Origin of the sequence: Burkholderia sp. RF2-non_BP3 (assembly GCF_001522185.1) — a bacterium.
GTDB lineage: Bacteria > Pseudomonadota > Gammaproteobacteria > Burkholderiales > Burkholderiaceae > Burkholderia > Burkholderia diffusa.
Genome location: NZ_LOSU01000036.1, coordinates 71,713 through 97,328, shown reverse-complemented (window position 1 = coordinate 97,328; position 25,616 = coordinate 71,713). Strand labels below are relative to the sequence as shown.

Here is a 25,616-nt window from a genome sequence, read left to right as displayed (position 1 = left end):
GAGGGGTAATGGATCGAGCCGCGCATGCGCTCGCGCAATGGCGCGTCGAGCGCCCGGATCTGGACGCGTCGTCGATGCTCGTGATGGGACGGCTGCAGGAGGCCGCGCTGGTGATCGCGCGCGACGGTCTCAATCCGTTGTTCGCGCGCTACGGGATGCAGCCAGGCGAATTCGACGTGCTGGCGACGCTGCGGCGCAGCGGCGCGCCGTTCGCGCTGACGCCGACCGCGCTGTACGACGCGCTGATGATGTCGTCGGGAGGGATGACCGCGCGCATCGACCGGCTGCAGAAGGCCGGATGGGTCGAGCGCCGTCCGAACCCGGCCGACGGCCGCGGTACGCTCGTCGCGCTGACCGACGCCGGCCGCGCGCTGATCGACGATGCGGTGGTCGCGCACGTCGACAATCAGCGCGCGATGCTGGCCGCGCTGTCGAAGGCGGAGCAGGCGCAGCTTTCAGCGCTGCTGGCAAAGCTGCTGGCGGGACTGGGGGAAGCGGCGTCGACGTCCGCCGAAAAATAGCGCCGCCGATTCGTCACGTCGAATGAACGCAGCGAGCGGGAAACGGAAACGCCGGACGGAAGCGGGAGAATCGCCCGCCGCGCGATGCGGCGGGCCAGGCAGAGCGCGGGCCGCGAGGTGCGCCCGCTGCGCGGCTCAGCCGCGTGCGGGGATGTTGAGCCCGCGCGCGACGGCCGGACGCGCGACGAACGCATCGAGCGCCCGCGCGACATGCTTGAATTCGCCGAAGCCGACCAGGTCGCCCGCTTCGTAGAAACCGACGAGGTTACGCACCCACGGGAAGATCGCGATGTCGGCGATCGTGTACGTGTCGCCCATCACCCACTTGCGGTTCGCCAGATGCGCGTCGAGCACGGCGAGCAGGCGCTTCGATTCGGCGACGTAGCGGTCGCGCGGACGCTTGTCTTCGTAATCGCGGCCCGCGAACTTGTGGAAGAAGCCGACCTGCCCGAACATCGGGCCGATGCCGCCCATCTGGAACATCACCCACTGGATCGTCTCGTAGCGGCCCGCGGGATCCTTCGGGATCAGCTGGCCCGTCTTGTCCGCGAGATAGATCAGGATCGCGCCTGATTCGAACAGCGGCAGCGGCCGCCCGTCCGGGCCGTTCGGATCGATGATCGCCGGGATCTTGTTGTTCGGGTTCAGCGACAGGAATTCGGGCGACAGCTGGTCGTCGGTGTCGAAGCGCACGAGGTGCGGCTCGTACGGCAGGCCGGTTTCCTCGAGCATGATCGACACCTTGACGCCGTTCGGCGTCGGCAGCGAGTACAGCTGCAGACGGTCGGGATGCTGGGCAGGCCATTTCTTCGTGATCGGGAAGGCGGACAGATCGGGCATGGAGGTTCGCTCGTCAACGTGGAGGATCCGCGCTCCGCCGTCCTGCCGTGCATCGCCGACCGCCCCTGACACCGCGGCAGGAACGGGACGAACACTTCGACAGACGGGCGGGGCGCGCCGAAAACGCCCACTGTAGCCGATCCCCGCGATCGTTGCAGACGGCGGCCGCGCACCGTGCCCGAGCGCCGCCGCTTCGTCAGAAGTTGTGCCGCAGCCCGAGCATCGCGGCGGTCGTGCCGACCCCGGGCGCGACCGGCTGCCCGTACACGAGCATCTGGTTCATCGTGCCGCGGTTGTTCACGTGGCCGACCTGCGCATACACCATCGTCCGCTTCGACAGGCTGTAGTCGGCCGTAAGCACGACGGCCGTCGACCGGTTCTCGGCGCGGTTGCGGTCCTTCAGGTAGTACACGGCGGAGGCGACCTGCAGCGCGGGCGTGAAGCGATAGCCGACGCCGGCCGACAGCATGTCGAGGTTCACCTTGTCCGCATGCGACGGATTCCGGCCGTTGCCGTACGACGCCGACACCGAGAAATCGCGGAGCGTGTATCTCGCGCCGACGTAGACGAAGCGGTTGTTGTCGACGCCGGTCGGCGCGACACCCGGCGCCGGATTCGTGTCGTGGCCGTTGTAGTAGACGGCCGACGCATTGAGCCCGTAGTTCGAGTACCGCAGCACGACCGACTCGCGCGTGCCGCCCTGGAACTGCCCGGCGACGCCGCCGGGTGCGTATTCGAGCGCGATCGACGCGCCCGCGAACGTCGGCGACTGATAGACCAGCGCATTGCTGTCGTACAGCGCGCCGATCGCGCCGTTGGTGCTCGTTCCCGGCCAGCCGGCCGCGGTGTTCAGGCCGAGCCACGCGGTCAGCACGCTGCCGAAGAACTGCGCGTTGCGCACGTCGGTGTCGGCCATCGCGTAGATCATCGGCACGATCTGGCGGCCGGCCGTGAACGTGCCGAACGGCCCCGACACGCCGAGCGACGCCACCTGGTTGAAGATCGCGACGGCGCCCGGCGTGTCGCTCAACTGCATCTTGCCGGTGCCGCTGTCGAACGAACCCTGCAGCTTGAAGTTGACCTTGTAGCCGCCACCCAGGTCCTCGCTGCCCTTGATACCCCAGAAGCTCGAATAGATGCCGCCGTCCTTCATGCGGAACACCTTGCCGGTGTTCGGCGCTTTCGGGCCGAACGACGCGGCCGACGTGCTCTGGTACAGCAGGCCCGTGTCGACCACGCCGTACAGCGTGACGGAGGATTGCGCATGCGCGAGCGCCGAACAGCCGGCAAGCGCCGCGAGCGCGGCCAGTTTCGTCTTCATCGAAGTCTCCAGGATCGTAATGGACCGCACGGGATCGAGCCCGGTCGGGTAGAGCGGGGGAAGCATCGAGGCAGGCGGGAAGGCGCGTGAGGCGACGCCGGTGCGAGCCGTGCGGAAAGGTTACGCAACGACGCGCGGCCGCTCCCCCCCATGCGCGGGGGGCAGGGTTGCGGAGAATCGAAGGGCAGCCGGCGACGGGGTTGCCGTCAACGGCCGGGCAAGGCCGCTACGGACGTGCGCAGGCGGCGTTCAAGGCGCGCTTTCGAGCAATCCGAGCACCAGCGCGCGGCGCACCGCGTGCTTGCGCGAGCTGGCGTCGAGCTTGCCGAACAGGTTCTTCAGGTGCCACTTCACGGTTTCCTCGCCGACGGCGAGCGCCACCGCGATTTCCTTGTTCGACAGGTTGCGCGCGAGCAGTTCGAGAATCGCGCGTTCCTTGGGCGTCAGCACGACGCTCGGCACCGCGCGCGGGCTCGCCGGGCTGCGCGGTGCGGGCGGCACGATGCGCGGCTGCGGCTGCGCGGGCCGCACGGGGCCGTCGCCCGCGGCCGCTTCGTCGCCGATGCGGCGCGCCCAGTCGGCGACGGCCGGATGCGCGTCGGCGAGCGTGCGCGTGAGGCCGAACATGTCCGCGAGGTTCATCGCCTCGTCGAGCAGCGCGCGGCCGCCGTGTCCGGACTGTTCGAGCGCGAACGCGCTGAGCGCCATGATCTCGATGCGCTCGCGTCCCATGCTCATCTCGCGCGCCAGCACCGCCGCTTCGTCGAGCGCCGCGCACGCATCGTCCCAGCGGCGCGCGGCAAGCGCGGCGCCCGCATGCGCCGTCGCCTGCAGCAGCACGACGGGGCGTCGCCACAGCGGCCCGTGCGACGGAAACTCCGCCGCGGCGATCGCATCGATCCGTTCCACGAGCGCATGGCAGGTCGCCTCTCGATAGCGGGCCGCGTGAATGCGCACCTGTTCGGCGAGACTCGCGACCGACAGGCGCGGCAGCCGGCGCGCGACGCCCATCGCGTCGAGCGCCTCGAGCAGGTCGATCGCGCGGTGCTCGACGCCGTGCAGCAGCGCGATGCGCGCGGCCGTCCGGTAGCCGAGCAGCACGGTGTCGGGCGTGCCCGCGTGCTCGAGCACGTCGAGCCGGTTCGCGAGCAGCGCGGCGGCCTGGTCGACGCGATCGGCCTCGTACGCGATCGCCGCGCACATCGCCGCGAGCATGCAGGTCAGCGGATGGCGGCGCCCGAGGTCGGCTTCCGCGCGCGCGAGTGCCGGCGACAACGCGTCGTCCGCGAGCCGGATCTGGCCTTCGCGCAGGTAGCTCAGGCCGGTGATCAGTTCGCCCCAGCGCGCGACGTAGCCGAATCCGGCCGCCGTCTCGCCGCGCGGCGCGGCCTGCTGGAAGCGGCGTGCCTGCGCCGGTTCGCCGACGATGATCGCGCGCGCCGACAGGCGGTTCGCATGCATCTGCGCGAGCCACGTCGCCGCGGGCGGCGCGAAGTCGGCCCACGGTTCGAACAGCTCGACGAACCGGTCGATTTCATCCGCGTAATAGGCCGCCGCGCTGAGAATCAGCGCGCATTCGTAGCGCATCGCGGCCGGCGTGCCGGCATCGGCCAGGATACCGGCGATCTGGCGCCGCGCCTCGACATGGCGCTCGCCGAGTGCCAGCGCCCAGGCGACCGCGATCCGCAGCGTCGGGCGCTTGTCGAGTTCCGCGTCGGGCAGCAGCGCGAGCCAGTCGAGCACGTCGTTGATGCGGCCCTGCTTGATCGCGTCCTCGAGGCAGCGCTGCGCAAGCGCGTATGCCGTGTCGAACTGGCCGGCCGCGTACGCGTGGCGCGCGGCTTCCTCCGTCATCCCGTGCGCGTCGAGCCACGCTGCCGCGCGCGCGTGCAGCGCGCTGCGCTCGGCGTCGGGGCTCGCCGCGAGGCGGTCGCGCAACGTATCGCGCACGAGCGGATGCAGCCGGCACCAGTCGGAATCGTCGGACGCGATGAACAGCGGCGTGTCGCGTGCGAGCCGCGCGAGCCGGTCGGGGGCGTTTGCGTCGTCGAGCAGCGCGGCGCACAGCGACGGATGCAGGCGATCGGCGACGCTCGTGCGCGTGAGGAACGCGGTGTCGTCGGCCGACAAATTCGCGAGCAGCAGCTCGACGAGCCGGTCGCGGGTGCCGTCCATCCGCGCGGCAAGCGCGTCGACGGCCTGACGCGGATCGGCCGAGCGCGCCATCGCGGCCATCGCGAGCTGCAGCCCGAGCGGCCAGCCGTCGACGCGTTCGAACAGGCGCGCGCACGCATCGGCGTCGACCCGCTGCGCAAAGCGCGCGCCGACCAGCGCGATCGTCTCGTCGAGCGTGAAGCGCAGCCAGTCGGGGCCCGCGAGCGTGCATTGCCCGCCGGCGAGCAGGTCGCCGGCCGCGTGATCGAGCCCGCGCCGGGCCGCGACGACCACCCGCAGGTTCTGCGGCGCATTGTGCAGCACGTAGGTCAGCGCGTCGAGGCCGGCGGGCGGCAGCCGCTCCGCGTCGTCGACGATCAGCAGCGCGTCGATCGACAGTTGCGCGACTTCGGCGAGCCAGGCGGTCAGTCCTTCCAGCGCGCGGGCCGCGCCGTCCGGAATCAGGCGCCCGAAGCCGGGCCGCGCGCAACCGGTGCGCACCGCCTGCACGAGCCCCTGCAGCAGGCGCGGCGCGTCGTCGCGCTCGTCGGCGGACAGCCACACGACCGCGCGGCCGAGCGCGAGGGATTCGCGCCGCCATTGCGCGAGCAGCGAGGTCTTGCCGTAGCCGGCCGGCGCCTGCACGAGCGTGACGGGCCGCGCGTCGAACGCCGGCGCGGCAAGGCTCAGCCGCGCACGCGCGAGCAACTGCGCCGGCACGCGCGGCGCGGTCGTCTTCAGCACGAGTTCGGTGGGGGGCGCGTCGGCGCGATCGGGTGGGTGGGCCATCGGGGCAGGAGTCGGAATCCGGCGATGCCGTGCGGGCCAGCGTCCGGGGTGGGCGTGGGGGGAAGGATCGACCGAACCGCGTTCGCGCGTCAATCCCCCCCGCGACGAGTGGGGCCGCACCGCCGCCCGGTCGATAGCATGGGTTCCGATGCGTGACGAACGCAACCGACGAATGCAACGAGGAGAGACCATGAACATCGTATCGACCGGCGCGCGACGCAGCGCACCGAGCGCCGGATAAGCGGAGCGGCACGATGTATCGCCATCTGCTCGTGACGGTCGACGGCGTGCCCGGCGGCATCGATGCGATCGGCCATGCGCTCGAACTGGCGCGTGCGGTCGGCGCGCGGGTCACGTTCGTGCTGTCCGCCGCCGCGCCGGACTCGCGTTTATCCGGAGCGCGGATGCCGGAACACGGTGCGAAAGTGGAAGCCGCCGCACGGGCGCAGGGCCTGTCCTATGCGATCGCGGGGGCCGGCCATCCGGGGGCCGGCCGTCCGGGGGCAGGCGACACCTCGCCGGCCACGCTCGCCGGCGAGCTCGGCTGCGACCTGATCGCCGTCGCGGCGCTGCCGCACGATGCCGATGCTGCCGCGACCGCGCAACGGCGGGTGCTGCTGGCGACGAGCGGCGTGCCGGTGCTCGTGTGCCCGGCACGGCGTGCGCCGGCCGAGGCGCGCGTGATGGCCCGCTGTCTCGCGGCGCATCGTGCGCTCGGCGAGCAGCTGCGGGCGCTGACGATGGCGAGCGACGCCCCGGACGCGGCAACGCGGCCGGCCGGCGACGCGGGCGGCACGCCGGCGGCGCTGGCATCGCTCGCGGCGCTGCAGAACGCACGCTTCGGCGCGTCCGCCGAAGCACGCTTGTTCGCGGCATTGCGCATGCGGGCGGAGAGCACCGCGGCCGAACTCGACGAGCTCGACCGCCAGCGGCGCCGCGATGCGCACGCGCTCGACGCGCTGGCGCGGCTCGCCGCCGACGGATTGCCGTCGGCCGCGTTCGATGCGGCGCTCGCCGACTATGCGCGCGGCGCGTTCGAGCAGATGGGGCGCATCGAAGGCGTGATTTTCCCGGCCGCGCGGCGCTATCTGGGCGACGCAGACTGGAACGAACTAGACGCGCCCCCGGCGAGCGGCACAGCCGCGACGACGCCGGGCGCGGACGAACCCGACGATGCGTGACGCGCATCCGACTGAATACTTACGGAGAACACGATGGCACATGCAGTGCGATTCCACGAAACCGGCGGCCCCGACGTGCTGCGCTGGGAAGCGGTCGAAGTCGGCGAGCCGGGCCCCGGGCAGGTTCGCCTGCGGCACGAGGCCGTCGGCCTGAATTTCGCCGACACGTACTTCCGCAGCGGCCTGTATCCGGTTCCGCTGCCGGCGGGCATCGGCGTCGAGGCGGCCGGCGTGGTCGAGGCCGTCGGCCCCGGCGTGACGAACGTCGCCGTCGGCGATCGCGTGACCTACACCGGCTTCCTCAACACGCTCGGCGCGTACAGCACCGAACGGCTGATTCCGGCCGCGCCGCTCGTGAAGCTGCCCGCCGGCATCGCATGCGAAACGGCCGCGGCGATGACGATGCGCGGGCTGACCTCGGCCTACCTGCTGCGCCGCATCCACGCGTTCGCGCCGGGCGACACGATCCTGCTGCATGCGGCCGCGGGCGGCGTCGGGCTGATCGTGTCGCAATGGGCGAAGCTGCTCGGGCTCACCGTGATCGGCACCGTGTCGAGCGAACACAAGGCCGCGGTCGCCCGCGCACACGGCTGCGACCACACGATCGACTACAGCCGCGAGGACGTCGCGAAACGCGTGCGCGAACTGACGGACGGCGTCGGCGTCGACGTCGTGTTCGACAGCGTCGGCAAGGACACCTTCGAAGGCTCGCTCGATTCGCTGAAGCGGCGCGGGCTGATAGTCTGCGTCGGCACGGCGTCGGGCCCGATCCCGCCGTTCGACCCGCAGCGCCTCGCGATGAAGGGTTCGCTGTACCTGACGCGCCCGGCGCTGGCCGACTACATCGCCGATCCGGCCGAGAAGAACGACCTGGCCGGCGAACTGTTCGCGCACGTCGCGGCCGGCCGCATCCGGATCGAGATCAACCAGCGTTATGCGCTGCAGGACGCGGCGCAGGCGCACCGCGACCTGGAATCGCGCAAGACGACCGGCTCGTCGGTATTCATCGTCTGAGGAGACGCGCATGCGAGTCGAACCCCTGACCTGTGCGATCGGCGCGGAGTTGCTGGACGTGAGCCTCGCCGACGCCGTGCACGACGACGGCCTGTTCGCCGAGATCCGCGCGCAGCTGCTGCGTCATCGCGTGCTGTTCCTGCGCGACCAGGACATCACGCGCGCCGAGCACGTCGCGTTCGCGCGCCGCTTCGGCGAGCTCGAGGATCATCCGGTCGCCGGCAGCGACCCCGAGCACCCGGGGCTCGTGCGGATCTACAAGTCGCCCGACCAGCCGAACGACCGCTACGAGAATGCGTGGCACAGCGATGCGAGCTGGCGCGTGGCGCCGCCGTTCGGCTGCGTGCTGCGCTGCATCGACGGTCCGCCGGTTGGCGGCGACACGATGTGGGCGAACATGGTGCTCGCGTACGAGCATCTGCCGGAACACGTGAAGCAGCAGATCGCGGACTTGCGCGCGCGTCACAGCATCGAGGCGAGCTTCGGCGCGGCGATGCCGATCGACAAGCGTCTCGCGCTGAAGGCGCAGTATCCGGACGCCGAGCATCCGGTCGTGCGCACGCATCCCGAAACGGGCGAGAAGGTGCTGTACGTGAACGCGTTCACGACGCACTTCACGAACTTCCACACGCCCGGGCGCGTGCGCTACGGGCAGGACGCGAACCCCGGCGCCGGCCAGTTGCTGCAATACCTGATCAGCCAGGCGTATATCCCCGAATACCAGGTGCGCTGGCGCTGGAGGAAGAACAGCGTCGCGATCTGGGACAACCGCGCCACGCAGCATTACGCGGTGATGGACTACCCGCCCTGCGTGCGCAAGATGGAGCGCGCGGGCATCGTCGGCGACGTGCCGTTCTGATCTGAACGCGCCCGCGCCTTAACCGGTTCCTGAAACCCCATGCAACACGCCGGGCCTGCCGCCCGGCGCGACGGGACACGCACGCCCGTACGCCCCGAACACAACGATTCCATCTGGAGGACGACATGCAATTTCTCGACGATTCGCTGCACCCGGAAAACCAGGATAAGGTAGTCATCACGGTCGCGCCGTACGGCCCCGAATGGATGCCCGCGGATTTCCCGGAAGACATTCCGGTGACGATGGATGAGCACGTGCAGAAGGCCGTCGACTGCTACAACGCGGGCGCGACGGTGCTGCACCTGCACGTGCGCGAGCTCGACGGCAAGGGCAGCAAGCGGCTGTCGAAATTCAACGAGCTGCTCGGCCGGTTGCGCGAGGCGGTGCCCGACATGATCCTGCAGGTCGGCGGCTCGATCTCGTTCGCGCCGGAAGGTGACGGCGCGGAAGCGAAATGGCTGTCCGACGACACGCGCCACATGCTCGCCGAGCTGACGCCGAAGCCCGACCAGGTGACGGTCGCGATCAACACCGTGCAGATGAACATCACCGAGCTGATGAACCGCAAGGACATCGCCGGCACGTCGCTGAACGAGGCGGCGCTGTGGGACGCATACCGCGAGATGACCGTGCCGGCCGGCCCCGGCTGGGTCGACGAGCATCTGCGCCGGCTGCAGGCGGCCGGCATCCAGCCGCATTTCCAGCTCACCGGCATGCACGCGCTCGAGACGCTCGAGCGGATCATCCGCCGCGGCGTCTATCGCGGCCCGCTGAACGTCACGTGGGTCGGCATCGGCGGCGGCTTCGACGGCCCGAATCCGTACAACTTCATGGAATTCGTGCGGCGCTGCCCGGACGGCGCGTGCATCACGCTCGAATCGCTGATGAAGAACGTGCTGCCGATCAACACCGTCGCGATGGCGCTCGGGCTGCATCCGCGCTGCGGGATCGAGGACACGATCATCGACCAGAAGGGCAACCGGATGACGTCGGTGCAGCAGGTCGAGCAGTGCGTGCGGATCGCGCGCGAACTCGGCCGCGATATCGCGACCGGCAAGGAGGCGAAGGCGATCTACCGGATCGGCGTGCAGTACGACGGCGTCGACGAGACGCTCGCGCAGCTCGGGATGGTGCCGAACCGCCGGCCCGGCCAGCTGAGCGTGCCGCTGCGCGCGGCCTGACGCACCGCGCATCCGGGCGGCGCGCCCGCGCCGCCCGCCGATCGATGTGGCGCGGCACCCACCCTCGCGCGGTGCGCGAGGCAAGCTCCGACGAACGGAGCGGGGCCGCGCAAGCCGCGCCGGCGCATTGCCGCACCGGCGCCGGAGGAGACACGCATGCTGATTCATCACGTCGAGCCGTCGCTGCAGGACGTGGCGGCCACCGGGCGGCGCGCGCCGGCCTATGCCTGGCTCGTGTTCGGGCTGACCGTCGGCCTGCTGCTGTCGGACTACATGTCGCGGCAGGTGCTCAATGCCGTGTTTCCGCTGCTCAAGCACGCGTGGGGGCTGTCGGACACGCAGCTCGGCTCGCTGTCCGGCGTCGTCGCGCTGCTCGTCGGGCTGCTGACGTTTCCGCTGTCGGTGCTCGCCGACCGCTTCGGCCGCGTGCGCAGCATCGTGCTGATGGCCGCGCTGTGGAGCGTCGCGACGCTCGGCTGCGCGCTGTCGACCAACTACGCCGAAATGCTCGTGGCGCGCGGGCTCGTCGGCCTCGGCGAAGCCGCGTACGGCAGCGTCGGCGTCGCGCTGATCCTCAGCATCTTTCCGGCGCGCCTGCGCGCGACGCTGACCGGCGCGTTCATGGCCGGCGGCGCGTTCGGCTCCGTGTTCGGGATGGCGCTCGGCGGTCTCGTCGGCGCGCATCTCGGCTGGCGCTGGTCGTTCGGCGTGATGGCCGCGCTCGGCATCGTGCTGCTCGTCGCGTACCGCGGCATCGTCACCGAACGGCGGCTCGCGGCATGCCGCGTCGAACCGTGCCGGCCCCATGCCGATGCGCCGCGCGACCTGCGCGGCAGCGTGCGCGCGCTGATGTCGGGGCTGTTCGCATCCCGTTCGGTGATCTGCGCGTATGTCGGCAGCGGGCTGCACCTGTTCGTGCCCGGCGCGCTGTTCGCCTGGCTGCCGAGCTACCTGAACCGCTATTACGCGATGGCGCCGGACCGTGCCGCCGTGCTTGCGGCCGGCTTCGTGCTGCTGTCGGGCGTCGGGATGGTCGGCTGCGGGATCGTCACCGACCGCGTCGGACGCGCCGACGGCTCGCGCAAATGGCTGACCGCGATCGCGTATTGCGTGCTGACGGGCGTGTGCCTCGCGATCGCGTTCCGGCTGCCGCCCGGGCCGCTGCAACTCGCGTTGATCTGCGCGGGCATGCTGGTCGGCGCGGGCGCGTCGGGCGCATCGGGCGCGATGGTCGCGAACCTCACGCCGGCCGCGATCCACGCATCGGCGTTCGCCACGCTCACGCTCGCCAACAACCTGCTCGGCATGGCGCCGGGCCCGCTGCTGACGGGGTGGGTCGCCGATCGCGCCGGCCTCGTCGGCGCACTTCAATGGATTCCCGCCGTGCCGCTCGCGGCCGCCGCGCTGTTCGCGATCGGACGCGCGAGCTACGCGGCCGATCTCGCGCGCGTCGAACGCGAACGACGCGCGTCACATCTTTCCTGAACCGAACCCTCCCGGAGGCAGCATGACCCTGGCGACCGCGCCCACCATCCTGATCGTGCCCGGCTTGCGCGATCACGTCGAAGATCACTGGCAGACGCATCTGCAACGGCGCCTGCCGAACGCTCGCGCCGTCGCGCCGCTCGAAGCCGACAAGCTGAGCCGGGCCGCGCGCGTCGCGGCGCTCGATGCGGCGCTGGCCGCGATCGACGGCCCCGTGATCCTCGTCGCGCACAGCGCGGGTGTGATGATCACCGTGCATTGGGCGCTGCAGGCCACGCGTGCCATCGACGGCGCGCTGCTCGCCGCACCGGCCGATCTCGATACGCCGATGCCCGCAGGCTATCCGACACCGGATGCGCTCGACGCGCACGGCTGGACGCCGGTGCCGACCCGGCCGCTGCCGTTTCCGAGCATCGTGGCCGCGAGCCGCAACGATCCGCTAGCGCGATTCGAACGCACGCAGGCGCTGGCGGCCGGGTGGGGCAGCCGGCTCGTCGATCTCGGCGAAGTCGGACACCTGAACCCGGCTTCGGGTTTCGGCGAATGGCAGGATGCGGAGCGATTGATCGGGGAGGTGATCGCGCTCCGTGCGGCCTGAGCGCCGTCCGCAACGCGCCGCGCACGCTTTTCATGCCGGCGCGTCCGTCCGAACCGATTCCGGTTCGGCGTCCGTTGATATACGACGTCCTAACATGCGACGTATCCGTCGCAATGGCCAAGAAGCACATCCTCGACAAACGGAAGGTTTTTGTTAGGGAAATTCCCGCCCCGCGCGGGTCGGTTTTTTGTTGACCGACATCGTATAACGCCGTCATGATTTCCCGAAAGAACGGTCCCATCCACCGACCGAAGCGAGGAGACATGAACACCACCACGATCGCGCGCCGTGTCCGCCGGATCGCCCTGGCGCTGGGCCTGACGCTGTCGGCCGCGGCCGCCGTCGCGGCTCCCGTGTCGCTGAATGTCGTCGACGTCGCGGGCAACCTGCAGCTCACGCAGAAGGCCATCGAGGCGTTCAAGGAAAAGAACCCGAATCTCGTCTCGAACGTCACGTTCACGAACGCGCCCGCGCCGCAGTTGCCGGGCAAGATCAAGGCGATGCAGGCCGCGGGACGGGCCGACATCGACCTCGTGCTGACGGGCACCGACGCGCTGGCCGCCGGCATCGAGCAGAACCTGTGGCTGAAGCTGCTGCCCGACAGCGCGGGCGCGTTCCCCGGCGTGCTCGACAAATACGCGCCCGGCCCGCGCAAGATGCAGGATCTCGCGCAAGGCTTCGGTCTCGAAGTGACCTACATGCCGGCCGGCCCGCTGCTCGAATACAACCCGGCGAAGGTCAGCGATCCGCCGAAGACGCCCGAGCAGTTGCTCGCGTGGTGCAAGGCGCATCCGAACAAGCTGATCTACGCACGCCCGGCGAACTCGGGCCCCGGCCGCACCTTCCTGATGGGGCTGCCGTACGTGCTCGGCGACAAGAACCCGCAAGACCCGATCAACGGCTGGGACAAGACCTGGGCGTTCCTGAAGCAGCTCAACGACTGCGTGCCGTACTACCCGGGCGGCACGTCGGCCGTGATGAAGGAGCTCGGCGAAGGCACGCGCGACATGACGGTGACCGTGACCGGCTGGGACCTCAATCCGCGCGCGCTCGGCATCGTGCCGGCCGACTTCCGGGTCCAGGCATTCGACAACATGACCTGGGTCAACGACGCGCACTTCATGGTGATTCCGAAGGGCGTCGCGAAGGACAAGCTCGATGTGCTGTTCAAGCTGATGAACTTCCTGCTCGAACCGGCGCAGCAGGCGATGACCTACGACGACGGCTACTTCTATCCGGGCCCGGCGGTGAAGGGCGTGACGCTCGAGATGGCGCCCGCGCACAGCCAGGAGGTGATCAGGAAGTTCGGCCGCCCCGAGTACGCGAAGCTGCTCGCGGATCGTCCGCACGTGCAGCCGCTCAACGCGCAGGCGATGGTTGCCGCGTTCCAAAAGTGGGACCGCGAGATCGGTTCGCAGAAGTCGAAATGACGCATGAACCCGCGGGCGCCGCGGCGCCCGCGCCGACGGAGTTCGCGTAATGAAGCACAGTTTCGAACGGTTGCGGCTCGACGGCGTGTGCCGCAGCTTCACCAATGCGGAGGGCGCGCAGGTCGCCGCACTGAACGGGCTCGATCTCGACATCCGGCGCGGTGAGTTCATCGCGCTGCTCGGCCCGTCGGGCTGCGGCAAGTCGACCGCACTGAACTGCATCGCCGGGCTGCAGCCGCTCACGAGCGGCGGCATCTGGCTCGACGACACGCGCATCGACGTATTGCCGCCCGAGCGCCGCGGCTTCGGCATGGTGTTCCAGAACTACGCGCTGTTTCCGCACATGTCGGTGCTCGAAAACGTCGGCTTCGGGCTGAAGATGCGCGGCGTGCCGAAGCAGGAAACGCGGCGGCGCGCGCAGCAGGCGCTCGAACTCGTGCAGCTCGTCGGCCACGAGGGCAAGCTGCCCGGGCAGCTGTCGGGCGGGCAGCAGCAGCGCGTCGCGATCGCGCGCGCGATCGTCATCGAGCCGCCGCTCGTGCTGATGGACGAGCCGCTGTCGAACCTCGACACGAAACTGCGCATCGAGATGCGTGCCGAGATCCGCCGCATCCACACGCAGCTCGAACGCGCGACGATCTACGTGACGCACGACCAGGACGAGGCGCTGTCGATGGCCGACCGGATCGTCGTGATGAAGGAGGGCGTCGTGCAGCAGGTCGCGTCGCCGAGAGACGTGTACACGCGCCCGCACAACCTGCACGTCGCACGCTTCATGGGCTATCGCAACGTGCTGCCGTTCACGCTCGAAGGGATGGCCGGCGACCACGTGAACGTCGCCGCGGCGGGCGTGCGGATCGCGGGCGTGCCGATGGCCGGTTTCGACGGCAAGGACGTCGTGGTCGCGCTGCGCCCCGACGACATCGAGCGGGCGGAAGAAGGGGCCGACAACGCATTCGATGCGACCGTCGAAACGGTCGAATACGGCGGCCGCGACTCACTCATCCGCGCGATCACGCCGTTCGGCCCGATCTGGGCGCGGGTCGCCGGCGAATTCGCGGAGGGCGAGCGGTTGCGGCTGCGCGTCGCGCCGGCGCGCACGCTCGTCTATGCGGGAGATGCGCAATGAACGGCCGCCGCGCCGCGTGCGCGGCCGCGCGCCGCCCGGAGGCCGCATGAGCACGCTCGCGACCGGCGGCGCGCCGCGCGACGCGAAGGCGTGGCTCGTCACGCCGGCGCTCGCGTTCATCGTCGCGCTGTTCATCTATCCGTTCGCTTACGGCCTGGTCCTGTCGTTCCAGCCAATGAACGGCGGCGGCACGCTCGCGAACTACGTGCAGTTCTTCACCGACACCGCGATGTGGCCGACCGTGCTCGTCACGCTGAAGCTCGCGGTGCCGGCGACGCTGATCAACGTCGGCATCTCGGTGCCCGTCGCGTTCGCGCTGCGCCGCAACTCGCCGTACCAGAAGTTCGTCACGACGCTGCTCGTGATTCCCGTCACGCTCGGCACGGTGCTCGTCGCCGACGGGATGCTCACGTATTTCGGACCGAACGGCTGGTTTCCGCAGGCGCTGCAGGGGCTGCACCTGTACACGGACGAAGTGCGCCTCACGCACAATTATTGGGGCGTGCTGCTGTCGCTGATCGTGTCGGGTTTTCCGTTCGCGTTCCTGCTGATGCTGTCGTACATCAGCGGCATCGACCCGACGCTCGCGCGCGCCGCGGCGACGCTCGGCGCGAACCCGTGGCAGCAGTTCCGGCGGATCTACCTGCCGCTGCTCGTGCCGGGGCTCACGATGGCCGCATGTCTGTCGTTCGTGCAGGCGTTCTCGGTGTTCCCGTCGGCCGTGCTGCTCGGCGCGCCGGCCGGGCCGACGCGCGTGATCTCGATCGCGGCCGCCGAAGCCGCGTTTGAGAGCTACGACTATTCGCTCGCATCGGCGATCGCGATCGTGATGGGCTTCGTGCAGTTGCTGGTGGTCGCGTCGATGCTCGGCGCGCGCCGCTTCTTCTATACCGGTCCGGTTACGGGAGGCAAGGGCTGATGGCGACCGACAATCATGCGGCGCCGGCATGGCCGCCGAAGCACAGCTCGCCCGGCGCGCAGCCCGTCAACGCGATGAAGCCGCGGAAACTGCGCGACAGCCTCGCCGGCCGCGCGTGGAAGGCGCTCGTGTGGGGGCTGATGGCGTTCTTCCTGCTGAACGTGATGCTGCTGATCGCGACCGTCGCGGTGAACTCGGTCGCGACGCGCTGGTTCGGCACGCCGCTGCCGCAGGGCTTCACGCTGCACTGGTATGCGAAGGCGTGGGAGGACTTCCAGCTCGCCAGCGTGCTGTGGGTGACCGTCGAAGTCGTCGGCGCGGTCGTGCTGCTGTCGGTCGCGCTCGGCGTGCCGGCCGCCTACGCGCTCGCGCGCGTGCAGTTCCGCGGCAAGCGCTTCGCGCTGCTGGTGTTCCTGCTGCCGCTGATGGTGCCGCCCGTCACGTACGGAATCCCGATGGCGACCGTGATGTACAAGGTCGGGCTCGCCGGCACGCTGCCCGGCGTGATCCTCGCGAACCTCGTGCCGGCGCTGCCGTTCGTGATCCTCGTGATGACGCCGTTCATCGAGCAGATCGATCCGAATCTCGAAGCCGCCGCGCGCATCTTCGGCGCGAACACGTGGCGCTATTTCCGCTACGTGCTGCTGCCGCTGCTGGTGCCCGGCATGCTCGCGGCCGGGCTGCTCGTGCTGGTGCGCACGATCGGGATGTTCGAGCTGACCTTCTTCACCGCGGGCCCGAGCACGCAGACGCTCGTCGTCGCGCTGTATTACGCGGTGTTCTCGACCGGCGTGCGCGCACCGCAGTCGATCGACGCGATGGCGATGATCTACATGGCCATCACGCTCGTGTGGGTCGTGATCGCGCTGCAGTTCGTGAGCCCGACGCAGCTCGTGAGTCGCGTGAAGCAGGAGCGGCAGTAGCCGCGCACGAAGGCGGCGGGGCAGCGGGGCGCTCGCGCCGTTCCTGCCGTCCGTGCAATTGGTTACAAATGGATACCGCGAACCACGCGCGGACGTTGCAGACTACGCGGCATACCGGCTCGGCGATGCTTAAACGGCCATCGCCGCATGCCGCCCGACGTTCACCCGATTCGCGGAGTTCCATGAAGTTTCCCACGCTGCTGACGCTCGGCTGTGCCGCCACGCTGCTCGCCGCCTGCCACCTGCTCCATGACGGCCCCGGGTCGAGCGACGTCGATGCCGCGGTGCGCCGCGCGCTCGAAGCGGAAAACCACGGCGGCCTGAACGCGCTGTTCGGCCAGCCGCTGCCCGTATCGGCCGACGTGATCTCGGCGAAGCCCGACGGCGACTGCAGGAAGACCGGCGAACGCACCTACGCGTGCGACGTCGTGATCACGTGGCGCAACAGCAATTACACGCCGTCGCGTGCGAACCTGACCTTCGTGCAGGCCGCCGACGGTTCGTGGCAGACCTCGGGCGTCGACGCCGCCATCGCGACCGGCGCCGCCAAGTCGCTGATCGACAAGATCGGCCAGGCATGGCCGGGCAACGCGGCCAGCGGTGCATCGGCACCGCAATGACGCGCCGGCGACGGGCTTCGTCGCCGCTCCCGCCGAAATGCCGTGCGGACGATGCGTGCCGAACCATCGCCTGCCTTCCGTTGAAGGCAACCAGTCCCTTCGTCTTGTCCGATGCTCGAACCCTGTGTCACGGTGAAAAAGGGCGCAAACACCGCCTGCCATCGGTCGAAGCCATCCTCGGTATGCGGGTCGACATATAGGGAAAACCCTTAATTCGAGATATAATCCCGGGCTAGAAGAAAGGTCGAACCATGCCCGAACGTTTCCAATCCCTTGAAAAATTCGTGTTTTCCCTGGTCGTGATGTCCGCGGTCTTCTGCTCCGCATTCCTCGCGTACGAGCGTCACCCCGAGATCAAGATCGCGCTGCACGAAGGCGAGGCGCTGATGCGCGAAAGCGCCAAGTATTCGGTCATCTGCTCGCCGTCCAAGGTCGATCCTTGCGTCGAGATGTCCGCTTACTGAGCCTCGTCCCGCGTTGACGCAGCGCCGCTGATTCCCGCCGACGCGCGGCCGATGGCCGACACGCGTCGGCGGTGCGCATCGCGCACCCGCGCATGCCGGTGCCCGCCGCGCACCGCCTGAAACCCCGCTTCCCCGATTCTCCGATTCCGCCGCGGCGTCCTGTCCGCAACGCGTCGTCACGTCTGTCCCCCGCTCGATCCATCGTCACGACGTGCCGCGGCTCGCCGTCATGCGTGCCTTTCCGTTCGGGAAAGGCTGGTTGAGCATCGACCGATTTTCGCCGAATGCGAACGTCGTCATGATCGCCGTCATCGACAACGCGATTTCTTCGGAGACAGCCATGACGCGCCCCCTGGACGGTATCCGCGTGCTGGAACTCGGCCAACTGATCGCCGGGCCGTTCGCGGGCCGGATGCTCGCCGAATTCGGCGCGGACGTGATCAAGGTGGAGCCGCCCGGCGTCGGCGATCCGCTGCGCAAATGGCGGCTGCTGCACGACGGCACGTCGGTCTGGTGGGCCGCGCAGTCGCGCAACAAGACCTCGCTCGCGCTCGACCTGCGCACGCCGGAAGGGCAGGACGTCGTGCGTCGCCTCGTCGCCGAGACCGACGTGCTGATCGAGAATTTCCGGCCCGGCACGCTCGAAGGCTGGGGGCTCGGCTGGGAGACGCTGTCCGCGATCAACCCGGGGCTCGTGATGCTGCGCGTATCGGGCTTCGGTCAGACCGGCCCGTATCGCGACCGCCCCGGCTTCGGCGTGATCGCCGAGGCGATGGGCGGCCTGCGGCACCTGACCGGCGAGCCCGGCCGCACGCCGGTGCGTGTCGGCGTGTCGCTCGGTGATTCGCTGTCGGCACTGCACGGCGTGATCGGCGTCCTGCTCGCGCTGCGCCATCGCGAGCAGCAGGGCGGCCGAGGGCAGGTCGTCGACGTCGCGCTGTACGAATCGGTGTTCAACATGATGGAAAGCCTGTTGCCCGAATACGCGGCGTTCGGCGCGGTGCGCGAGGCGGCCGGCAGCAGCCTGCCCGGCATCGCACCGACCAACGCGTACCGTTGCCGCGACGGCAAGTACGCGCTGATCGCCGGCAACGGCGACAGCATCTTCCGACGGTTGATGGAACTGATCGGGCGCCCCGATCTCGGCCACGATCCGGCGCTCGCGCACAACGACGGACGCGTCGCGCAGGTCGCGCGCATCGACGCGGCGATCGGCGAATGGAGCGCGCGACACGATCTCGACGACGTGCTCGCCGCGCTGAACGACGCGCGTATCCCGTCCGGGCGCATCTACGACGTCGCGGACATCGCGGCCGATCCGCATTACCGCGCGCGCGACATGATCGTCGACGCCGCGCTGCCCGACGGCACGCCCGTGCTCGTGCCGGGCATCGTGCCGAAGCTCGGCGCGACGCCGGGACGCATCGAGCGTCCGGCGCCCGCCCTCGGCGCCGATACGGACGCGGTACTCGAATCGATCGGCATCGATGCCGCGACGCGCGACGACTGGCGCGCGCGCGGCGTGATCTGAACCGGCCAGCCAGCCTCCGGGACGACGACATGAGCAAGCCTCCCCAACGACTCTACATCCACGAAGTCGCGACACGCGACGGTTTCCAGAATGAAGCGGCGTTCGTCGATACCGACGACAAGATCGCGCTCGTCGACGCGCTGAGCGCATGCGGCTACGCGAAGATCGAGGTCACGTCGTTCACGTCGCCGAAGGCGATCCCCGCGCTGCGCGACGCGGAGGCCGTGATGCACGGCATCGTGCGCGCGCCGGGCGTCGTTTACACGGCGCTCGTGCCGAACGTGCGCGGCGCGGAGCGCGCGCTGTCGTGCGGCGTCGACGAGGTGAACCTCGTGATGTCGATGAGCGAGAGCCACAACCGCGCGAACCTGCGGATGACCCGCGAGCAGTCGTTCGCGCAGCTGCGCGACGTGATCGACGCGGTGCGCGGCACGGGCGTCGCGATCAACGTGTCGCTGTCGACCGCGATGGGCTGCCCGATGGAGGGCGACGTGCGCGCGGAAACCGTGCTCGCGTGGATGCAGCGCTTCGCGGATCTCGGCGTGCACGGCGTCACGCTGTGCGACACGACCGGCATGGCATACCCGTCGCAGGTGCGCGAGCTGGCCGGACGCGCACGCGAGCGCTTCGGCGCGCTGCAGCTCACGCTGCACTTTCACAACACGCGCGGAATGGCGCTCGCCAACACGCTCGCCGCGCTCGACGCCGGTATCGACCGCTTCGACGCGTCGCTCGGCGGGCTCGGCGGATGCCCGTACGCGCCGGGCGCGACCGGCAATGCGTGCACCGAGGAATTGGTCCACATGCTCGCGCTCGACGGCTACGATACGGGCATCGACCTCGCGGCCGTGCTCGCCGCGGCTGCGCGGCTGCCCGCGCTGATCGGGCATGACGTGCCGAGCCAGATCCTGAAGGCCGGCCGCCGCTCGGACCTTCATCCGCCGCCGCGCGCCGAAACCGGCGACATGCCGGCGCAGCGGGCTTTCTCGTGAACGCGTGGAAACAGGAGCGAACCACATGGCACTGATCGATCACCTCGACCACCTCGTGCTGACCTGCGTCGATCCGGAGCGGACCAGGCATTTCTACACGGAAGTGCTGCAGATGCAGCTCGAAACCTTCGGTGCGGGCCGGCTCGCATTCCGCTTCGGCAACCAGAAAATCAACCTGCACGTGCGCGGCGCGGAGTTCGAGCCGAAAGCGCACGTGCCGGTGCCCGGCGCGCTCGACCTGTGCTTCATCGCGTCGGTGCCGCTCGACGACGTGATCGCGCATCTGCGCCGCGTCGACTGGCCGATCGTCGAAGGGCCCGTCGAGCGCACCGGCGCGACGCAGAAGATCCGGTCGGTGTACGTGCGCGACCCGGACCTGAACCTCATCGAGATATCCGAACCGATCTGAGTGCCGATCCGTCGCGCCGGTCCGCCCGTTCGCGCATGCGCCGGCACGACGCGCGCGCTGCTCGACAGTCCTCCGCCGAAAGCGGACAGGCGCATGCCGCCCCCGCCGATTCCGGATAGCCGGCCTGGGTTGCGCTACGCATAATGGTGCAACGGCGTCGGCCCGTCCGGCGCCTTCGTGGCGGGGCACCGCGAACGTCCCGCGCATCCGCAATCCGACCAGGCGCTTCCCGAATGACGATCCTCTATCGCGGCATGGACCGCGCGGCGCTCGACGCCGCCTACCTGAACACGAGAGCCATTCCCGATTTTCCCGCGGTGCTCGCGTCCTGCCAGGCACGCAGCGCGGCGCTTTACGATGCGACGCCCGGGCAGCGCGACCTGCGTTACGGTGCGCGTCCGGCGCAGCGCTTCGACTGGCTGCGGTGCGGCGTGGCCGACGCGCCGCTGTTCGTGTTCATTCACGGCGGCTACTGGCAGCACTGCGCGAAAGAGGATTTCGCGTATGCGGCCGCCGGGCCGCTCGCACGCGGCTTCGACGTCGTGCTCGCCGAATACACGCTCGCACCGGCCGCATCGATGACCGACATCGTCGGCGAGATCGGCGCATTGCTCGACCATCTCGCCGCCGACCCCGACGGCATCGGCACCGCGGGACGACCGATCCATCTGAGCGGTCACTCGGCCGGCGGCCACCTGACGGCAGTGCATCGCGCGCATCCGGCCGTCGTGTCGGCGCTCGCGATCAGCCCGCTCGTCGATCTCGAACCGATCTCGCTGTGCGTGCTCGACGACAAGCTGGAGCTCACCGCGCAGGAAATCGCCGCATACAGCCCGCTGCATCACATCGGGCCGGGCGCACCGACCGTCGTCGCGGTCGGCGCGGCCGAGCTGCCGGAGCTCGTGCGCCAAGCGCACGAATACGCGGACGCCTGCGAAGCGGCCGGCGAACGGATCGCGCGCGCATGGCTGCCCGGTATGCAGCACTTCACGGTGCTCGACGATCTCGCGAAACCGGAGAGCGCGATGCTCGCTGCGTTGCAGGCGATCGCGCCGCACTGACCGCGCCGTGTTGCGTCTCCTTGTGATTTCGCGCCGCGCGTGGCCGGGCGTATGATCGCTTCAGGCCTGCCTGGCGCGGTACGCGCGCCCCGCACGGCGCTTCCCGGGACCTTCATCATGGTGAACCCGCTTCATTTCGATCTGCAGTCGCTGCGCGTGTTCGCGCTCGTCGCCGAGCACGGCAGCCTGACCAAGGCGGCCGAACACGGCCAGCTGACGTTGTCCGCGGTCAGCAAGCGGATCGCCGAACTCGAAAGCGTGACCGGCAGCGCGCTGTTCGTCCGGCATGCGCGCGGCGTCGAGCTGACGCCGGCGGGCCGCGCGCTGCTCGACCATGCGGCGAAGGTGATCGAGCAGGTCAACCGGATGGCGCACGAGATGAGCGACTACGTTGCGGGCGTGCGCGGCCACATTCACGTGTGGACCAATACGTCGGCCATCGTCCAGTTCCTGCCGGCCGATCTCGCCGCGTTTCTCACCGACAACCCGGGCATCAAGGTCAGTCTGGAGGAGCGGCTGAGTCACGAAATCGTCGACGCGCTCGCGGCCGGCAAGGCCGATCTCGGCGTGTTCGCGGACAACGTGCCGGCGCCCGGCATCGAACGCCGCCTGTACCGGCGCGACGAACTGGTACTGCTCGTGCCGCGCGGGCACCGCTTCGCCGCGCACGACAGCATTCGCTTCGCGGATACGCTCGATGAAGACTACGTCGGCCTGAGCGACGGCAGTTCGCTGCTCGCGCGCATGACCGACGCCGCGTTCGCGGCCGAGCGCTCGCTGAAGCTGCGCATCCAGGTGTCGAATTTCGACGGTGTGAGCCGGATGATCGAGGCCGGGCTCGGGATCGGCGTGCTGCCGCGCGATGCGGTGACCGGCGAGCGCGCGGCGCGGCTCGGGGTCGTGAAGCTCGACGACGCGTGGGCGACGCGCACGTTGTGGGTCGGCGTGAAGGCAGGCGCCGTGCTGACCACCGACATCGCGAAGCTGTTCGATTTCATGTCGGCACGCTGAGTCCGCTCAACAGCGCGCCGCACGCGCGATGCACGGGGCACGGATGCGCATGCCCCGTGCCGGTCGCCGTGTCATACCGGGTTGATGTCGTCGTGGCTGCGCCGGGAGGTCAGCGGCCCCAGCACGCGCAGCGTGACGGCAACGATGCCGAGCGCGACCGAGATCACGCCGAACATCGCGCCGGCGCCATGCGCGGCCAGCACCGGCAGCAGCACGAACGGCAGCGCGCCGCTGACGATGCGCGACAGCGCGTACGTGCTGCCGATCGCGGTCGAGCGCGCACGTGCCGGAAAGATCTCCGCCTGGTACACGTGATACGCGTTGCTGAACACGTTCGACGCGCAGGTCGTCAGGAAACCGAAGCAGACGATCAGCACCGTGTTGCCCGAATACGCGAAGCACAGCCCGAACGCGGCGATCGACAGGATCGACCCGATCACGAGCGTGCGGCGCTCGATCCAGTTCAGCAGCGGAATGGACAGCAGCGAGCCGATCGGATAACCGATGAACGACAGGGCAATGAACAGCGTGCTGTCCGTGACGTCGAACCCGCGGCTCTTGACGACCGTGCCCGCGAGCGTGCCGAAACCGTAATAGCCGAAGCCCTGGAACAGGTGGAATACCGCGAGCATCAGGTAGCGCGCGCCGTAAGGCCGGCGGCGCAGCAGCGCGATGCGCTCGCCGAGGCCCAGCGGCCGCTGCGGTTCGGCCGATGCCGCGAACTGCTCGGGCACGCGCACGCCCGCGCTGTCCGCGAAGCGCCGCGCCGCGGCATGCGCATCCGCGACGCGGCCCTGCGCGAGCAGCCAGCGCGGGCTTTCCGGCAGCCGATGCTGGACCAGCAGCACGTAGACCGCGCCGAGGCTGCCGATCGCGAGGATGATGCGCCAGCCGGCCACACCCGAGACATGCAGCGGATTCAGCCACAGCGCGAGGAAGCCGACCAGCGGCACCGCGACGTAGGAAGTCGTATAGCCCCAAGCGGCGAACCGTCCACGCTTGTCCTTCGGCAGGATTTCCGACAGGAAGCTGTCGGCGACCGGGTAGATCGCGCCGACGCCGATGCCCGTCAGGAACCGGCATGCGACCAGCATGTCGGCGTTCACGGAGAACGCGCCGATCAGCGAAAACGCGCTGTACCAGACGAGCGTCAACAGGAACGCCTTGCGCCGGCCGATGCGGTCGGCAAGGCTGCCGAGACACATCGCGCCGACGAACATCCCGATGAATGCCGAGGCCAGCAGCAGCTTGAAATCGGCGCTTTGCCGGCTCAGCCCATATTCGTTCTGCAACGCGGAGCCGATCGTGCTGACGAGGAAGATCTCGTACATGTCGAAGAACAGCCCGACGCCGATCACCCAGACGACGAAGCGGTGAAGCGCACCGACGGGCAGGTCGTCCATGAATTCGCCGAGCGTGACGCCACGGGCGGGCAGGGCCGTCGCACCGGCGCCGGCCCGGGCCGCGGACGGTACGGCGGACGCGGGGTCGCCCGCGGTGCCGCCGAGGTCGAGGGATTGGCTGTTCATCGTGTCTCCTGATTATCGATTTGCCGTGGCGCGACGCCCGGCCGTTCGCGGCCGGCCTTGCGGATCCGGCCGCGCGACGCGGCGCGCGTGCGCGCCAGGCCCGCGAAAGACCGGCTGCACGGGTGGCACCGATCGTCCGAAACATCGTCGGCGAATTTGCGCGACACGATAATTGCGCATGCTTCAAGCATCCTTTCCTGCGCAGAAAGGCTGCGGAGCGCCCGCCGGGCGGGCTTCGGATGAAGGTCAGGCCGCTGCGGAAGTACGAGGGCAGGGAAAACCATGGGTGACGCTGCGTGCGTTCGGCGGGCCGCGATGCCGCGCGGAGCGGTTCGGCATTGGCGGGACCGGCGGCGCTACGCAACGGAGTGGAGCGGCAGGCTCAGCCCTCCGCATTCGTCATGCGTCCACCGCTCGACGTGATGCGCCGTGCGCGCCGCATTGCCGTTCATTGCGACGCGCATGGCTCAGGGCATCCGGCTGTCGCCGTCCGACCGGCATCGACAGCGGGGGCAGAGCCGGCGTCGGCGCGTTCCTGGCGGACCGTATCCGACGCAACTGCCTGCAACCTTGACGCCATGTCCGGCGCGATGCCGAGCTGCGCGGCAGCGTGCTCCTGCGGGCCGAACGTACGGACGTCGACCCCGGCGATCTGCTGAAACAGCACGAGCGCGCTCAGATAAGCGCCCAGCACGCCCGGATGCAGATAATCGGGCCGCGAGATCGGCGGGTCGTTCTGCGCGCGCATGCCGTACCACAGCAGTGGCGCGCCGGACGGCGCATACGGGTCGGGATCGGCGATGCCGGTCGTCCACGCACGCTGCCACGCGCGGCCGACCGGCACGACGGCGGCGATCGACGGATCGGTGCGGCGCGCGCCTTCGTATGCATCGCGATACGCTGCGACGAGGTCGGCGAGACGATCGACGTACCGCGCGTGAAAACCGGCGCTGTCCGGCTCGCCCGCCAGCGCTTTCGCGAGATCGGCGCGTGGCCAGGTTTCATACAGATAGACCCGCGCGTGCGGCGCCGCCGCACGAATGCCGCGTGCCAGCTTCGCGACGCTCGCACGGAAACCGGCCGGATCGCTGGCACGGCTGTGCGTGAGCGCGAACGGCAGCGGCTTCGCGCTCAGTTCCTGCAGGACCACCACATCCCACGTGGGCCGCTCGATCACGTCCGATGCGACGCGGTCATGTTTCGCGAGACTCGTCGCCGACATCGCTTCCAGATGAACCTCGTAGTCGAGTCCGGCTTCGGCGGCGAAGCGCGCGAAAATTCCCGGAATTCCGCCCCACGGGCCCGGCTCGCGTTCGGCGCGGGCCCCGGTCTGCCCGAAGTTTTCATCGACGACCCGCGCGGTGCCGCCCATATCCTCGCGGCCGGACCGCATCGCGCCGTACGAACGCACGGGCGTGTAACGGCCGTGCGTGAGGCTGTCGCCCACGAACAGGATGTGTTGCGGCGTGCGCGCTGCCGGTACGGGCGACCCGCCTGGCAAGTGCGTGGCATCCGTGGCATCCGTGGCCGAGGCGGCCGTCGCCGGCGCGACGACCAGCAACGCCACGACGCACGTCAGTGCGAAACGCACGATCGGGCAACAGAACGAAGGCATGGCGGGCATTTCACTCATCGCGGAGTTCCGGAGGACGCGT

The 25,616-nt window shown here is 69.6% G+C and carries 24 protein-coding genes; 18 read left to right on the top strand and 6 right to left on the bottom strand.

What is annotated here, in order from left to right:
- Positions 1-8: 8 nt before the first annotated feature.
- The gene (locus WS45_RS19615) at positions 9-521 is read left to right on the top strand and encodes a MarR family winged helix-turn-helix transcriptional regulator (protein ID WP_059691707.1); all 513 of its coding nucleotides are present in this window, start codon (positions 9-11) and stop codon (positions 519-521) included.
- 135 nt (positions 522-656) lie between these two features.
- Here WS45_RS19615 and WS45_RS19610 read toward each other — a convergent pair whose 3' ends face one another.
- The 3 genes from WS45_RS19610 to WS45_RS19600 form a co-directional block, all read right to left on the bottom strand.
- Positions 657-1,361: a glutathione S-transferase N-terminal domain-containing protein gene (locus WS45_RS19610; protein WP_059449704.1), complete on the bottom strand. Its 705-nt coding sequence runs from the start codon at positions 1,359-1,361 to the stop codon at positions 657-659.
- A gap of 196 nt (positions 1,362-1,557) precedes the next feature.
- Complete coding sequence (locus tag WS45_RS19605; protein ID WP_059701499.1) at positions 1,558-2,682, bottom strand: porin; 1,125 nt, start codon at positions 2,680-2,682, stop codon at positions 1,558-1,560.
- A 249-nt stretch (positions 2,683-2,931) separates the two neighbouring features.
- Entirely contained in the window at positions 2,932-5,625 is a 2,694-nt protein-coding gene (locus WS45_RS19600) for a LuxR C-terminal-related transcriptional regulator (RefSeq protein ID WP_059701188.1), read from the bottom strand.
- 254 nt (positions 5,626-5,879) lie between these two features.
- Between WS45_RS19600 and WS45_RS19595 the strand changes: the two genes are divergently transcribed.
- The 12 genes from WS45_RS19595 to WS45_RS19540 all read left to right on the top strand — a co-directional run bounded on the left by WS45_RS19595 (position 5,880) and on the right by WS45_RS19540 (position 17,428).
- Positions 5,880-6,806 (top strand): universal stress protein, encoded by a 927-nt coding sequence (locus WS45_RS19595; RefSeq protein ID WP_059701187.1) that lies wholly within the window; start codon positions 5,880-5,882, stop codon positions 6,804-6,806.
- A gap of 33 nt (positions 6,807-6,839) precedes the next feature.
- A complete protein-coding gene (locus WS45_RS19590) occupies positions 6,840-7,820 on the top strand; it encodes a quinone oxidoreductase family protein (protein WP_059701185.1) in 981 nt (326 codons plus the stop codon).
- A gap of 10 nt (positions 7,821-7,830) precedes the next feature.
- Complete coding sequence (locus WS45_RS19585) at positions 7,831-8,679, top strand: TauD/TfdA dioxygenase family protein (protein WP_059691703.1); 849 nt, start codon at positions 7,831-7,833, stop codon at positions 8,677-8,679.
- Positions 8,680-8,804: 125 nt separating this feature from the next.
- Positions 8,805-9,860, top strand: a complete 1,056-nt coding sequence (locus WS45_RS19580) for a 3-keto-5-aminohexanoate cleavage protein (protein WP_059701183.1) — start codon at positions 8,805-8,807, stop codon at positions 9,858-9,860.
- A gap of 156 nt (positions 9,861-10,016) precedes the next feature.
- On the top strand, positions 10,017-11,345 hold the full coding sequence (locus WS45_RS19575) for an MFS transporter (RefSeq protein WP_059691702.1): 1,329 nt from the start codon (positions 10,017-10,019) through the stop codon (positions 11,343-11,345).
- 22 nt (positions 11,346-11,367) lie between these two features.
- Complete coding sequence (locus WS45_RS19570) at positions 11,368-11,943, top strand: RBBP9/YdeN family alpha/beta hydrolase (RefSeq protein ID WP_059524332.1); 576 nt, start codon at positions 11,368-11,370, stop codon at positions 11,941-11,943.
- Positions 11,944-12,206: 263 nt separating this feature from the next.
- A complete protein-coding gene (locus WS45_RS19565; RefSeq protein ID WP_059691701.1) occupies positions 12,207-13,373 on the top strand; it encodes an ABC transporter substrate-binding protein in 1,167 nt (388 codons plus the stop codon).
- A 49-nt stretch (positions 13,374-13,422) separates the two neighbouring features.
- Complete coding sequence (locus WS45_RS19560; protein WP_059701181.1) at positions 13,423-14,502, top strand: ABC transporter ATP-binding protein; 1,080 nt, start codon at positions 13,423-13,425, stop codon at positions 14,500-14,502.
- A gap of 46 nt (positions 14,503-14,548) precedes the next feature.
- Complete coding sequence (locus WS45_RS19555; protein WP_059701497.1) at positions 14,549-15,421, top strand: ABC transporter permease; 873 nt, start codon at positions 14,549-14,551, stop codon at positions 15,419-15,421.
- Positions 15,421-16,344 carry an ABC transporter permease gene (locus WS45_RS19550; protein ID WP_059701179.1) on the top strand — a complete coding sequence of 308 codons (924 nt, stop codon included), beginning with the start codon at positions 15,421-15,423 and terminating at the stop codon, positions 16,342-16,344. Before WS45_RS19555 ends, WS45_RS19550 begins: the two co-directional genes overlap by 1 nt.
- 182 nt (positions 16,345-16,526) lie before the next feature.
- Positions 16,527-16,964: a hypothetical protein gene (locus tag WS45_RS19545; protein ID WP_059701172.1), complete on the top strand. Its 438-nt coding sequence runs from the start codon at positions 16,527-16,529 to the stop codon at positions 16,962-16,964.
- A gap of 251 nt (positions 16,965-17,215) precedes the next feature.
- Positions 17,216-17,428, top strand: a complete 213-nt coding sequence (locus WS45_RS19540; protein WP_059467484.1) for a hypothetical protein — start codon at positions 17,216-17,218, stop codon at positions 17,426-17,428.
- A gap of 204 nt (positions 17,429-17,632) precedes the next feature.
- Here WS45_RS19540 and WS45_RS35145 read toward each other — a convergent pair whose 3' ends face one another.
- On the bottom strand, positions 17,633-17,770 hold the full coding sequence (locus tag WS45_RS35145; RefSeq protein WP_156437235.1) for a hypothetical protein: 138 nt from the start codon (positions 17,768-17,770) through the stop codon (positions 17,633-17,635).
- On the opposite strand from WS45_RS35145, the gene WS45_RS19535 reads away from it, so the two are divergent.
- The 5 genes from WS45_RS19535 to WS45_RS19515 all read left to right on the top strand — a co-directional run bounded on the left by WS45_RS19535 (position 17,769) and on the right by WS45_RS19515 (position 22,432).
- Positions 17,769-18,959, top strand: a complete 1,191-nt coding sequence (locus WS45_RS19535; protein ID WP_059449730.1) for a CaiB/BaiF CoA transferase family protein — start codon at positions 17,769-17,771, stop codon at positions 18,957-18,959. The genes WS45_RS35145 and WS45_RS19535 overlap by 2 nt on opposite strands.
- 29 nt (positions 18,960-18,988) lie before the next feature.
- Entirely contained in the window at positions 18,989-19,951 is a 963-nt protein-coding gene (locus tag WS45_RS19530) for a hydroxymethylglutaryl-CoA lyase (RefSeq protein ID WP_059701170.1), read from the top strand.
- A 25-nt stretch (positions 19,952-19,976) separates the two neighbouring features.
- Positions 19,977-20,360 carry a VOC family protein gene (locus WS45_RS19525; protein WP_059701168.1) on the top strand — a complete coding sequence of 128 codons (384 nt, stop codon included), beginning with the start codon at positions 19,977-19,979 and terminating at the stop codon, positions 20,358-20,360.
- Positions 20,361-20,593: 233 nt separating this feature from the next.
- Positions 20,594-21,421, top strand: coding sequence for an alpha/beta hydrolase (locus tag WS45_RS19520; RefSeq protein WP_059701165.1), 828 nt, complete (start codon positions 20,594-20,596; stop codon positions 21,419-21,421).
- Positions 21,422-21,538: 117 nt separating this feature from the next.
- On the top strand, positions 21,539-22,432 hold the full coding sequence (locus WS45_RS19515; RefSeq protein WP_059691694.1) for a LysR family transcriptional regulator: 894 nt from the start codon (positions 21,539-21,541) through the stop codon (positions 22,430-22,432).
- 71 nt (positions 22,433-22,503) lie between these two features.
- Here the strand turns inward: WS45_RS19515 and WS45_RS19510 are convergent, their stop codons facing one another.
- Positions 22,504-23,961, bottom strand: a complete 1,458-nt coding sequence (locus tag WS45_RS19510; RefSeq protein WP_059701163.1) for an MFS transporter — start codon at positions 23,959-23,961, stop codon at positions 22,504-22,506.
- Positions 23,962-24,409: 448 nt separating this feature from the next.
- Positions 24,410-25,594 carry a hypothetical protein gene (locus tag WS45_RS19500; RefSeq protein WP_059691692.1) on the bottom strand — a complete coding sequence of 395 codons (1,185 nt, stop codon included), beginning with the start codon at positions 25,592-25,594 and terminating at the stop codon, positions 24,410-24,412.
- Positions 25,595-25,616 lie beyond the last annotated feature (22 nt).